This window comes from Hungatella sp. L36 (genome assembly GCF_014288035.1).
Genome location: NZ_JACOPC010000004.1, coordinates 1 through 12,258, shown reverse-complemented (window position 1 = coordinate 12,258; position 12,258 = coordinate 1). Strand labels below are relative to the sequence as shown.

The 12,258-nt window shown below is 47.3% G+C and carries 10 protein-coding genes; all 10 read left to right on the top strand.

What is annotated here, in order from left to right; translation table 11 throughout:
• Positions 1-10 precede the first annotated feature (10 nt).
• The gene (locus tag H8S80_RS11730) at positions 11-295 is read left to right on the top strand and encodes a hypothetical protein (RefSeq protein ID WP_117624336.1); all 285 of its coding nucleotides are present in this window, start codon (positions 11-13) and stop codon (positions 293-295) included.
• A 21-nt stretch (positions 296-316) separates the two neighbouring features.
• Positions 317-1,027 carry a hypothetical protein gene (locus H8S80_RS11725; protein ID WP_117624335.1) on the top strand — a complete coding sequence of 237 codons (711 nt, stop codon included), beginning with the start codon at positions 317-319 and terminating at the stop codon, positions 1,025-1,027.
• A 9-nt stretch (positions 1,028-1,036) separates the two neighbouring features.
• Positions 1,037-1,945: a hypothetical protein gene (locus H8S80_RS11720; protein ID WP_117624334.1), complete on the top strand. Its 909-nt coding sequence runs from the start codon at positions 1,037-1,039 to the stop codon at positions 1,943-1,945.
• Positions 1,945-3,180, top strand: a complete 1,236-nt coding sequence (locus tag H8S80_RS11715) for a C40 family peptidase (RefSeq protein ID WP_117624333.1) — start codon at positions 1,945-1,947, stop codon at positions 3,178-3,180. The genes H8S80_RS11720 and H8S80_RS11715 overlap by 1 nt, the downstream gene beginning before the upstream one ends.
• Positions 3,181-3,233: 53 nt before the next feature.
• On the top strand, positions 3,234-6,218 hold the full coding sequence (locus tag H8S80_RS11710) for a VirB4 family type IV secretion system protein (RefSeq protein WP_330617714.1): 2,985 nt from the start codon (positions 3,234-3,236) through the stop codon (positions 6,216-6,218).
• A 92-nt stretch (positions 6,219-6,310) separates the two neighbouring features.
• The gene (locus H8S80_RS11705) at positions 6,311-7,513 is read left to right on the top strand and encodes a DUF6100 family protein (RefSeq protein ID WP_117633213.1); all 1,203 of its coding nucleotides are present in this window, start codon (positions 6,311-6,313) and stop codon (positions 7,511-7,513) included.
• Positions 7,514-7,650: 137 nt separating this feature from the next.
• The gene (locus H8S80_RS11700; protein WP_243008001.1) at positions 7,651-8,760 is read left to right on the top strand and encodes a hypothetical protein; all 1,110 of its coding nucleotides are present in this window, start codon (positions 7,651-7,653) and stop codon (positions 8,758-8,760) included.
• Positions 8,757-10,700, top strand: coding sequence for a VirD4-like conjugal transfer protein, CD1115 family (locus tag H8S80_RS11695; RefSeq protein WP_117624330.1), 1,944 nt, complete (start codon positions 8,757-8,759; stop codon positions 10,698-10,700). Before H8S80_RS11700 ends, H8S80_RS11695 begins: the two co-directional genes overlap by 4 nt.
• A 104-nt stretch (positions 10,701-10,804) precedes the next feature.
• Positions 10,805-11,731: a S1 RNA-binding domain-containing protein gene (locus tag H8S80_RS11690; protein WP_117624339.1), complete on the top strand. Its 927-nt coding sequence runs from the start codon at positions 10,805-10,807 to the stop codon at positions 11,729-11,731.
• A gap of 154 nt (positions 11,732-11,885) precedes the next feature.
• Positions 11,886-12,152, top strand: coding sequence for a hypothetical protein (locus H8S80_RS11685; RefSeq protein WP_117624329.1), 267 nt, complete (start codon positions 11,886-11,888; stop codon positions 12,150-12,152).
• Positions 12,153-12,258: the final 106 nt, after the last annotated feature.

Below are 12,258 nucleotides of genomic sequence, written 5' to 3'. Positions count from 1 at the left end.
CAGGTGCGTCATGAAAATATGGACTTTAAATAAAACGATCCCGGCCGATGTGTACGCGCTGCCTTCCGATGGGACCAGGATCTATCTGGGGACCACCAATATCCATAGAAAAAAGAACAGATTCTATACGCGGGTGCATTCTGCACTTCTGGGCGGATTCTCTTATCCGGTGCCGCAGGTGGCATTTCCGGAAGCATTCTGCCGGAAACATGGGGACCGGCCGCTTTGTATCTGTTTTAAAAACTCGGCTATTCACACAAAAGTCCAGAAACAGCTGGCCTTTTTAGCTGTGTAGCCCCGGAAAGGAGGAATTTCTATGGGCATTTTAGATGGGATTGTGGAATGGATTTCAGAGCAGGTCATGAACGGTCTGGATCTCATTACCACTTCCGTTCTGGGTGCTTTGGGATGTGACATGAGCACATTCCTTCGGTACTTCCCGGCAGCCAAAAGCATGTATAAGATTTTTGTTGCAACTGCCATTGGCCTGGTGCTCCTAAACCTGGTTTGGCAGGTCTTTAAGAATTTCGGCCTGATTGCAGGGATTGAAGCGGAAGACCCCATCAAGCTCTCAATCCGGTCAATCCTTTTTATTTTGCTGATTTATTTCTGCAATCAGATCACGGACATTATACTGAAAATTGGCGGCACCCCCTATACCTGGATTTTAAATTCAGAGATTCCGCCGATCAGCTTTTCCAATTTTAATTCCGTGCTGCTGACAATAATCGGAGTCTGTGCAAGCGGCTCCGTGGCCTTAATCGCCCTGATCCTCGTCCTGATTTTGGCCTGGAACTACATTAAACTGCTTTTTGAGGCTGCCGAACGGTACGTGCTTCTTGGTGTGCTGGTCTATACCGCGCCGATGGCATTTGCTACCGGCGCCTCTCAAAGTACCGCTAACATTTTTAAATCCTGGTGCCGTATGTTCGGAGGCCAGGTATTCCTGCTGGTGATGAATGCCTGGTGCCTTCGTCTTTTCACCAGCATGGTTGGCAATTTTATCGCCAATCCACTATCATTATAGGAGGTCACAATGAAATCATGGAAGAAAATACTGACCGTCCCCTTTCTGGCAGTCACTTTACTTTTATTACAGTCGGTACCCGCTATGGCCGCCGTTACAGAAGCCGACGTCCAGGCTGTCGGGAAAGAAACTGCAGCCGGAAATGTTCTGATCTGGTTTCTGTGTGCGATAGCCTTTTTGAAAATAAGCCAGAAGATTGACAGCTTCATGAGCAGCTTAGGAATCAATGTCGGCCATACCGGTGGCAGTATGATGGCTGAACTCATGATTGCGGCCAAGGGATTGACAACCGCAAAAAATGTAGCCGGTGGCGGCATGTTCCGTGGTGGTTCCTTTCGAGGCGGTTCCAGTTCCCAGCATATGAGCAGCGCTTCCTTTATGTCAGGTGGGCTGGCCGGTGCAGTGAGCCGTCAGTTCACAAATGGAGCCGTTCAGAGTGCCACCGGACAGGGTGGAAATCCCATCAGCCGGAAAATGTTTGAATCCTCGGTACAAAAAGGAGGCTCATTTGCTAATGATGTCACCGGGGCGGTTGCCAAAGGGAATATCAACTATACTGGCACCATGTCCGGTCCACAGGCAGCGCAGGCCCTGACTTCTTACCTCGGTCAGACTGGAGTTCCAGATGCCCCAGCCTATAAAGATGTGGAAATCGGCGGCGGACGGATCAGCGGCATAGAAACCTCCGCGGAACATCCCAACGGTACTTCATTTGGTATGTACCAGACCGATCAATACATGGCTCCGGAGGGAAACTACGATGTTGTTACGGCTGCTGATAATTCCACCTGGTACAGGCAGTATGCAAAAGATACGGTGGAGCGGACTCCTTACATGACAGAAAAGGGGCAGATTGCTTACCATGAAAAAATCGTTAAGCAGCTTCCCAACATGCCAAAAAGGAAGGACCGCGTGTAATGGAAGATGAAAGAAAAAGTTCCATAGATACCCTCTCCACGACCGCGTCTGCTGCCAATACACTCCGGGGAGCTATCAAAACAGGAAAAGCTGTTGATGGAATTGCTCAGGGATCTGCAGTTGGTGGTCCATATGGCGCAGTCGCTGCCGGATTGTGGGCGGAAAGAAAGACAGTTGTGAAAATCATTGCCATTGCCGCTTTTATCCTGATTCTTCCCATACTATATATCCTAATGCTGCCCTCTCTAATTTTTGGAGGCGGCGGCCTGGATTCTGTCCCGGATAATGTTTTAAATGATAACTCGGTCATCCTGGCAAATTTAACAGACGTGGAAACTACGATTGAGAGCATTCTATATGAAAAGCATAACCAGATCATAGCAAAAATCAAGCAGGAAGGCGATTCCCTGGGCAGCGACTGTGACTATATCATTACAGATGACTTTGCTGACAGCATTGTATATGAAAGCACGCTCATTATTTCCCAGTTCTGCGCCTCCCAAGGAGATTATCAGGAAATCAATCTTCCAAAGCTGAAGCAGATGATTGAAGCTGCAGACGGACTTTTCTCTTACAGCACCGTGGTAACCAGTGAAGAGGTAACCGATGAAGACGGAACAACAGAGACCATTTATCATTATGCTTACACCGTGGAATACGCCGGTGATGCCTATTTTGCAGACCACATTTTTCAACTCACTGATAAACAGTCTGCTCTAGCCCTGGAGTATGCAAATAACCTGAATGTGTTTCTGTATGATACTGCCTATAAAGTAGACATCAATCCGAATCTTCGCCCTGGCGAAACAGGAAATGCGGCAGTTGACTTGGCACTCACCAAACTGGGAACGCCTTACAGTCAGGGAAAACGGAACCAGCCAGGCTATTTTGACTGCAGTTCTTTTTGTTACTGGGTCTATAACCAGCTTGGAGTCCAATTAATGTATGAAGGCTCTAATACAGCCGCTGCACAGGGACGATACATTGTCGAAAATAACTTGGCGGTTTCGTATGAGAACCTGGCTCCCGGAGATCTGGTTTTTTACTCATTTGAAACTAACAACCGGTTTATGAATATCAGCCACATGGGAATCTATTGTGGAGACGGCTACATCGTGGATGCTTCCTCTGGACGGGGAAAAGTTGTCTACCGGCCAATCTACAGCATTAACCGCATTGTTTTATGCGGAAGGCCTTATGTCGTTGAAGATGAAGCAAGCCCAACAGGACAGTAATCCGACTGCTCCTGTTTTTTTATTGCACTAGGAGGTGAAAGCAATCCATGTCCATGAAACAGGAAGAAAATGACCTGTATATTATACCGCCCAACTTTATAGAAAGCGGAACACTGTTTGGCGGTACTGTGAAAATAAGAAATGCTATCGAAGCTGCCATAATTACTCTGGGTGTTGGACTTCCCATTTTTAAACTTCCCTTTACCCTGACAACAAAAATTATGGTTGCCTGTGTAACCGTCCTTCCTCTGGCTCTTTTTGCAGTTATAGGGATTGACGGAGAAAGCCTTTCCTCTTTTGTTATCAATTTTTTTGTATATCTGAAAAAGAGGCGGATTGTCGGGATTTCTGAAACGAAGGAACCAGATAACGCTGATAAACAGCCGCAAAAGAAAAAGAGCCGGCCCAGGAAGGAAAAGGCGCCTAAAATTAAAAAGGAAAAATTTGCGGAGGAATTCGGCCAGGTACGGGAAAAGAAGGAGAAACCGGCAAGAGCAAAATCACAAAAGCGCAGGTCTTCCGGCAAAAGCAAATCCTCAAAAAAGCCGGAGACCAAAACTCCCGAATACAGTTATCTGAATCCAGCCGCAGCCTATCTTCCGATTGAGAAGATTGCAAACGGCATTATCTATACAAAGGATTACCGCTATGTAAAGATCATCGAGGTGGTACCCATCAACTTCCTTTTAAGAAGTGCCCGGGAGCAGCGCAATATCATTTACTCTTTTGTCAGCTATCTAAAAATCAGTCCGGTCAAGCTGCAGTTCAAAGTTTTGACGCGCCGGGCCGATATTAACCGGCACCTGGAAACCATCCAAACGGAGATGCAGTCAGAAACAGATGAACGCTGCATTGCCCTCCAGAAAGACTACGAAAAGCTAATCCGGCAGATTGGCTCCAAAGAGGCCATAACCAGGCGCTTCTTTATCATATTTCAGTATGAGCCGTTTACAGGCAGCAACCGCCATAATGAAGAGGTGGATGCCATTAATGCCCTCACAACGGCGGTCCAGACGGCCCGGACGTATCTTCAACAGTGCGGAAATGAGGTTGTCCAGCCGGATAATGCGGATGAGGCGGCAACCGATATTTTATACAGCCTTTTAAACCGGAAATACAGCGTGGAAAAGCCGCTTCCTGTCCGGGTGAATGAAGTAATCGGCCAGTACATCAATGCAGGCAGGCGGAATGATTTAGACAGGATACCCGCACAGGAGTTTATTGCTCCGGAGCAAATTGATTACACACACAGTAATTATGTGGTGATGGACGGGGTATACCATACCTATCTCTTAATTCCATCCCGGGGCTACCGCTCACAGGTCTGTGCAGGCTGGATCTCGCTCCTTGTAAACGCCGGGGACGGAATCGACGTTGACCTTTTCTTTGACCGCCAGCCAAAGGACCGGATTCAGCAAAAGCTAGGCCAGCAGCTCCGGATTAACCGTTCAAAAATCAAGGAAACTTCAGACACGAATTCTGATTATGATGACCTGGACAGTGCAATCCGTTCCGGATATTTTCTGAAGGAAGGGCTGTCAAACAACGAGGATTTTTACTACCTCAATACCCTTATCACGATTACGGCGGAATCGCTGGAAGAATTGGAGTGGCGGAGTAATGAAATGAAAAAGCTTCTGCTGTCACAGGATATGGAAGCCGTCTCCTGCCATTTCCGGGAAGAGCAGGCGCTTTTGTCAGCTCTGCCTCTGGTATCGCTGGAGAAAAAGCTGTTTGAGCGCTCTAAGCGCAATCTGCTCACAACCAGCGCTGCGAGCTGTTATCCCTTTACGTCCTTCGAGATGTGCGACGATAACGGCATTTTATTAGGAGTCAATAAGCACAACAATTCCCTGATTATCGTGGACATCTTCAACAGCCGCGTCTATAAAAATGCCAACATTGCGCTGCTAGGAACTTCCGGAGCCGGAAAAACCTTCTCTATGCAGCTTATGGCGTTGAGGATGAGACGGAAAAATATCCAGGTATTTATCATCGCTCCACTGAAAGGCCATGAATTCCACCGGGCCTGCACCAATATCGGGGGAGAATTTATCCAGATTTCACCGGCCTCCCGGAATTGTATCAACATTATGGAAATCCGGAAAACGGACAAAGCGACGAATGAGCTGCTTGACGGCCCAATCGTAGATAAATCGGAGCTGGCCGCTAAAATCCAACGGCTTCATATTTTCTTTTCACTTCTGATTCCGGACATGAACCATGAGGAGAAACAGCTGTTAGATGAGGTGTTGATTCAGACTTACAACGGGAAAGGAATCACACATAATAATGAAAGCTTGGTCGATCCGGAGCACCCGAACCAATACAAAGAAATGCCGGTTCTGGAGGATGTTTATAACATTCTGAAAAAGAATCCGGATACCAGACGCATAGCAAATATCTTAAATCGCCTGGTGCATGGTTCTGCTTCTACCTTTAATCAGAGAACCAATGTAAATCTGGGCAATAAGTATACCGTTCTGGATATTTCCGAGCTGACAGGCGATCTGCTGACTGTCGGCATGTTTGTAGCCCTGGATTACGTCTGGGATAAGACCAAGGAGGACCGTACCGTTGAAAAAGCAATCTTTATTGATGAGACATGGCAATTAATAGGCGCTTCTTCCAACCGTCTTGCCGCGGAATTTGTTCTTGAGATTTTTAAAATTATAAGAGGGTACGCCGGGGCGGCAATCTGTGCGACCCAGGATTTAAACGATTTCTTCGCACTGGATGACGGCAAGTACGGGAAAGGCATTATCAATAACTCTAAAACAAAAATTGTTCTCAACCTGGAGGATGAGGAGGCCCAAAGAGTACAGGATATTCTGCATTTATCAGAGGCCGAGACCATGGCTATCACTCATTTTGAGCGTGGTAACGCCCTGATATCCACAAACAACAATAACGTCACGGTAGAGTTTAAAGCGTCACAGTTGGAAAAAGAGCTTATCACAACAGACCGTGAAGAACTGAAAAAGCTGATTGCAAGGCAAAGGCAGCAAAGCCAGGAGCCGGAACCGGTTACTGCGTAACATATAAGTAGAGTGTGCGTACATATTTGACCTGCTGATTTTCATACGCAGAGTGTACTTATACAATACTTACAACTGAAGGAGGGAATCCAATGTATCATAAACGGCATGAACAGGAGACGGCCGAACTGCTGCGCTGCCTGTCCTTATACCAGTGCCTGACTTACGGCCAGATTATGCGGCTGTTACCGGAACTGAAGGAGGATATCCTTTCCGGCCTCCTGACACGGCTGGAGCACCAGGGGCGGATCTGTTACAACCGTCTGACAGATACGGTTACGTTGTATCAGGATACGGTAATAAACCCGGACACGCTGGCTGGAATATGGGTGCTTTTGGATTTTCTCCCGCAGGTTTCTTACCATACTGCTAGCAGCTATCCGGTCATACTCACCTTTTTCGCAAAAGATGAAATATATGAAGTAATTAGTGTTCCATCGGAAAAAGAACTGCTGATAAACCATGCGGTATCCACACTTCCAACTGCTGAGCACCCGCACCGGCTTGTGATTGTGGAAACAGAGTCCCAGATAAGCAAACTGGACTTTCCATGTATCACGGCTTTCTGCCGGGTATTTCCTGATGGAACCATACAATATTATAAAAAGCAAGGAGTAACCACCCCCCCCCCCATGGATAGAAGAATTTTGAATTTACGCCTGCAGAGAATTGAAGATGAACTGCCCAAAATCACTAATGCAATTCTCGCCATGCGTATTACCGATACAGAAAAATACCCACTGAACTATGAAGAGGTCAGCACAGACGCCGCGATACGGGCGGAAAAGATTGCCTGTTCACTAAGGGGACTGATCTATGCCGCCAACATTGTACCAAAGGCCACCTTGATGGAAAAAACAGTCCAGTCCCACGGCATTTCAATCTCACAGGAGGACGGCATGACATCTATCACCCTGCCGGGACTTCTTCCTAAGAAAAGGAAGCAGGAACGCACCACGTTTTTGACCGATCCGCTCTACTATGCCCTTGAATGCTATGTCAATGAAAACGCCGTTACGAAATACGGGGAATGCGTGGTCTGCTTCTCCCATGTATTTAATGAGGAACTTTCCATCGGCCGAATCCGGGATTACGACAATATGGAATGCAAAATGATTCTGGATACCATCGCCGCCTTCTTGATGGTGGACGACACGGGGCTTTTATGTAACACCTATCATACAACCGAGTTCGGGCCGCAGGACTGCACGGTTGTTACTTTAATGGCCTGTGGGCAGTTTCCGGACTGGCTGAAAAGCCATGAAGGCCGCCTGAAATCCATGTCGGATTTTTGAGTTTTTCAATCACATTTTATCCGACTACGGTAAAAAGCGCTGAAACTCCCCCGGAAACTCACGATTCCGGCATTTCCAGAAGGCATAGTTTTACCGGAGTTTCAGACGGATACGGTTAAGTAAGGGAGGATTAAACTTTGAATACAGATACATTCCAGTACAGGCTCATGGAGCTAACCGCCCTGTCAGGCGAGTTCCCAGCCGACCTGCTTTGGCGCCTTGGCATGGGTGGCAGTTATGGTGAAAAGATGATTACCCGCTTAAAGGATGAGCGCCTACTAAAAACACATTACCGGGACAAGCTCCGTGGCTACCGCCTCTCATCAGTCGGCAAGAAGGCGCTCCTGGCCGAGAATCCGGAACGGTTTTCCTTCTATCTGACGGGCAGTTCCGATACCAACCAGCCCCGCAGCGAACCGCCCCGCAGGCTCCGGCTCCATCAGACCGCCCGTACATACCAGCTTTTAACAGCAGCCGGCATTGAAATATTCCGGGACCGAAAGCCAAATTTATTCCAGGCCGGGGAACCGGCTTCCATGCAGGTGCTGCCCTGTCCTGTATACTATCATTCCCGTGAGATTAAAGAGCTGGGAATGGAAACCGTAAAGGTCAACAATTCCCGGACCATGGGCATTCTGTTGTCGAATTCCACGGTATACGTGATTTACTATACCGGGGACTGTGCTATGAAATGGTCCTATAATACTGAGATTAAGCTGAAGGCCATATTACAGCACCACTTGAACCAGGGTGTCCTTTCCCGGCATTATCGGACAGATACTCAAATCCATGCCATTATGGTTGGTACGGATATGTATACGGCGACTGTCTTGATGAGAAGCACCGGAGGCTACCATAAATGCTGCTTTGCGCTGGATACCAGCTATGACTATTTTCATTTTGTTCCGGACACCCCAGCCGGGGAAGCTCTATTAAAACTCCTGGCCGCTCCACAGCTACTTGCAAAGCTGGATGGCCTGCTGGGGTCCGACTTACAGCCGCCAGATCGCGAAGCCTTTCCATTTGAACACGATGCGGTCCAGGAACAGGGAATCCCTGTGCTTTTTGCCTATGACTTCGACATGCTGGAAATCTGCCGCTTTATTACCGCGCTCCGGATGCACCAGCTTACCGGCCAGATTCTATGCTTTGACTTCCAGAAGGCAGCTATCCTGGAATACGCAGGCGACGCCGTATCCGTCAGCACAATCGACCTTGAAAAATTTAAAAGGAGGTTTTTCAACTGAAACAGAAATTATGGAAGCTGGTATTCCTGCTTCCGCCCATAATCCTGCCGATACTCTATGCAGCCGGTTATCTCTCACAGTTTTTTATAAACTACAATGCCTGGTTGGATAACGGATACAGCCTGGGAAGCTCTGTTTCCCCCGGATTTCCTTCCGGCAGTCCTTCCGCCTGTTTTCATGCCATGACGATTTTCCCGTACAATCTGTATGGGATTTTTATTTGCCTGTCCCTGCTTGGACTTCTGATCTTCATGGTGATGCGGATGGGCTTTGGGGATAAGCTGGTCTATGACGAGGAACGGAACTTAAAATATTCCGACCAGGGTGCTTATGGAACCTCCGGCTTTATGACGGAAGAGGAAATGCATAAGGTGCTGGAGCTTGTCAAAGATCCCAGCCACACACGCGGGATTATCCTTGGGAAGCTGGGGAATCAGGCCATCTGCCTGCCGGAGAATACAAGAATGAACCGGAATATTGCCGTTTACGGTGCCTCCGGCTCCATGAAATCCAGAGCCTTTGCCCGCAATCTGATATTTGGCTGCGTTGCCAGAGGGGAATCGCTGATTATAACCGATCCCAAAAGCGAACTCTATGAAGATATGGCCGCATATTTGGAGTCCAATGGCTATACCGTCAGGGCATTTAACCTGGTTAATCCGGAAAATTCTGATTCATGGAATTGTCTGATGGAGATTGAGGGGCAGGAAACCATGGCCCAGCTCTTTGCAGACGTCATCATAAAAAATACCGGTTCGGGCAAACCGGACCATTTCTGGGATAACGCGGAGCTGAACCTGCTGAAAGCACTGGTGCTGTATGTAGAGCAAGGATTTCCACCTGAAGGAAAGAATATCGGCCAGGTATACAAGCTCCTCACGAATACCTCGGAGCAGGAATTGAACAGCCTATTTGATTTGCTGCCGGTCTCTCATCCGGCTAAGGCGCCTTATTCCATTTTCCGGCAGGCGTCTGATACGGTAAGGAGCGGCGTGATTGTTGGACTCGGTTCCCGGCTACAGGTATTTCAGAATAAACTGATCCGCCAGATCACCAGCTACAACGAAATCAATCTGACGCGGCCAGGCTATGAAAAATGTGCCTATTTCTGTATCACCAGCGATCAGGACAGTACCTTTGATTTCCTCTCTTCCATGTTCATGAGTTTTGTTTTTATCAAGCTCGTCCGGTATGCGGATAAACATGGGGTAGGTGGCAAGCTCCCTGTCCCAGTGCAGATTCTGGCCGATGAGCTGGCGAATATTGGAGTCATACCGGACCTTACCAAAAAAATCAGTACCATCCGAAGCAGGTCGCTGTTTCTGGCATGTATCTTCCAGAATCTTCCGCAAATGCAAAACCGGTATCCATTAAATCAGTGGCAGGAAATTATCGGAAACTGCGATACACAGCTATTTTTAGGCTGTACGGATGAGCTTACGGCCACATTTATTTCAGACCGGACCGGAGAAATTACTATCGGAGTATCCAGTCAGGCTAAACAGCTGGGAACCTGGCGCATTTCAGACTATACACCGGAATACCGGGAGACAAGCTCCATTGGGAAGCGGAAACTGCTCACCATGGACGAGGTATTACGGTTTCCTTTGGACCAGGAGCTTATCATTCTGCGGAGTCAGAAGGTTTTAAAGGCAGAAAAGTTCGATTATTCCCTTCACGCGGAAAGTAAAAAGCTGATTCCCAGAAAGGCGATAGAGCATATTCCGGATTGGAGACAGCTGCCGGAGGCTCCAGAACCGGACTTTGCGAATATGGTAAAGCCTCATCCGGCACCCAAACGAAAACGGGATTCAAAGCCAAAGGTTCCCGCTCCGGAACCTGCAGCTCCAGTATTTCAAGCCAGGCAGTTACCGGAAGATTGGCCGGACAATCAGCTTCAGATCGTACCTACTGATAAAGAATCTATCATGTCCGGTTAATTGCCGCAAATCTTTTGATTGCGGTTTTTATATACCATTTTGAAAGGAGATTTATTATGGCAACTCAAAAAACAGCAGCAAGCACCAAAGAAACCGCTCCGGATATGGCTCCAGTCAAGAAAATAGTCCCATCATCCATCCTCACGATTGATGCGGACAGTGAAATTGAGACACCGGAAAGCCGGGAGGATATTGTCTGGCATGAATTTCAGAATGCATACCGCACCAAAAAGGTTCTGACCGGAACTCTGGGCGGTATCGAAAAAATGGATCAGGGTGGTATGATCGCGGTGATCTACTACAAGGAGATGAGGGTGGTGATCCCCATGGCCGAGATGATGATAAACCTGATTGAGGACGAAAAGCATAATTATGGGGAGCTGGTACAACGCCAGAGCAAAGTCCTTGGTAATATGCTTGGATGTGAAATTGACTTTCTGGTGAAGGGACTTGACACGGCCAGCCGGAGTGTTGTCGCCAGCCGAAAAGAAGCGATGTATAAGAAGCGGCAGATCTTTTATATGTCGGACAGCTCCGGAAATTCCCGCGTGTGCGAGGATCGCATCGTCCAGGCCAGGGTGATTGCCGTGGCCGAAAAGGTGGTCCGCGTGGAGATCTTCGGTGTAGAATGCTCCATCCTTGCCAGGGATCTTTCCTGGGACTGGCTGGGTGACGCCAATGAGCGGTTCCATGTCGGGGATCAGATCCTGGTCCGTATCCTGTCGGTAGATGCTCCAGATATCCAGAATATCTCGGTGAAAGCCGATGTGAAGAGTGTCAACGGCAATACCAGCAAAGCCAATCTGGCCCGGTGCAAAATCCAGGGCAAGTATGCCGGGACAGTAACCGATATTCATAAGGGGACAGTATTCGTGCGGCTTAGTATCGGGGTGAATGCGATTGCCCACTCCTGCTATGACAACCGGCTCCCTGGGAAAAAGGATGACGTGAGCTTCGTTGTTACCAGGATTGATGAGGAGCGAAATGTGGCGGTTGGGCTAATTTCAAGAATTATAAAGCAGAATATATAGTAATGAAAATTAGTGTGGGCTTCTATTGTAATATACATTGTCATAGAAGCCTACACCTAAACACAATCTTATATTTAAAAATCCCTTTTCCCGTAGGCTAATATTTGACACATTATTTAAACAATGGTATTCTGATGTGAGGGGTGAATTGACAATGACTTTAGAATTACCTAACATGATATATATGAATACCAATTTAGATAAATTATTAAAAAAAATATCGCAATTGGAATCAGGGGAGCAAGTTTCCCTATCGTTTAAGAATATAGAATTTATTTTGCCAGAATCCACTATTTTGCTTTTATCAATATCAAAACAGATTTATGACCGGACACATACAGTAGTAACTTGGTTAGATGTAAAGAACGATATGCGAATGTATTTAGAACGTATACAAATCAATAAATTAGCCTGCAAATGAAAAGTCAATAGAGAATTGAGGAAGTTTGCAAAAAAGTTTTATGCAGCGTTTAGGAACTACAAAAAGACCACCGTAAAACGCTGGCCTATTGGATGTTAAGTCAAGG

What these genes read in the sequence shown, in the direction of transcription:
- H8S80_RS11725 (WP_117624335.1), top strand. Translation starts at nt 317, where the DNA reads ATGGGCATTTTAGATGGGATTGTGGAATGGATTTCAGAGCAGGTCATG.
- H8S80_RS11690 (WP_117624339.1), top strand. Translation starts at nt 10,805, where the DNA reads ATGGCTCCAGTCAAGAAAATAGTCCCATCATCCATCCTCACGATTGAT.
- H8S80_RS11720 (WP_117624334.1), top strand. Translation starts at nt 1,037, where the DNA reads ATGAAATCATGGAAGAAAATACTGACCGTCCCCTTTCTGGCAGTCACT.
- H8S80_RS11715 (WP_117624333.1), top strand. Translation starts at nt 1,945, where the DNA reads ATGGAAGATGAAAGAAAAAGTTCCATAGATACCCTCTCCACGACCGCG.
- H8S80_RS11710 (WP_330617714.1), top strand. Translation starts at nt 3,234, where the DNA reads ATGAAACAGGAAGAAAATGACCTGTATATTATACCGCCCAACTTTATA.
- H8S80_RS11685 (WP_117624329.1), top strand. Translation starts at nt 11,886, where the DNA reads ATGACTTTAGAATTACCTAACATGATATATATGAATACCAATTTAGAT.
- H8S80_RS11730 (WP_117624336.1), top strand. Translation starts at nt 11, where the DNA reads ATGAAAATATGGACTTTAAATAAAACGATCCCGGCCGATGTGTACGCG.
- H8S80_RS11705 (WP_117633213.1), top strand. Translation starts at nt 6,311, where the DNA reads ATGTATCATAAACGGCATGAACAGGAGACGGCCGAACTGCTGCGCTGC.